Origin of the sequence: Vibrio sp. 10N.222.52.B7 (genome assembly GCF_041474275.1) — a bacterium.
GTDB classification, from domain to species: Bacteria; Pseudomonadota; Gammaproteobacteria; order Enterobacterales; family Vibrionaceae; genus Vibrio; species Vibrio crassostreae_C.
In genome coordinates this window covers 1-337 of sequence record NZ_JBFRTU010000078.1, presented here as the reverse complement: position 1 = coordinate 337, position 337 = coordinate 1, and the positions used below count along the sequence as shown (strand labels likewise).

At 41.8% G+C, this 337-nt stretch carries 1 pseudogene; it reads right to left on the bottom strand.

The annotated features are described in order from the left end of the window. A pseudogene (locus AB4512_RS18520) lies at positions 1–89 on the bottom strand (YkgJ family cysteine cluster protein); the annotation flags it as partial. Positions 90–337 lie beyond the last annotated feature (248 nt).

Below are 337 nucleotides of genomic sequence, written 5' to 3'. Positions count from 1 at the left end.
CCAGCAGGCTTACCATTAGGCATTCCAGGAATAGCAGATGTAATACTTGGAGCGATACAGCATGCTCCACAACCTAGGCGACATTCCATCAAATTAAACTCACTAAATAACAGGGTGCGCGATAGTAGCAAAAAATGATGAGAGTGACAGCTGTTGATTGAATCAAAGAATGAACAATTATTATCCTTGAACTTTTTATGGGCTAGCGGTATAACACGCACCCCAGTAAAAGAGTAAGAAGTAATCCTATGACGAATCCATTTTGGCAAGAAAAGACACTAGAACAGATGACCGAGAACGAGTGGGAATCACTTTGTGACGGTTGTGGTAAGTGCTG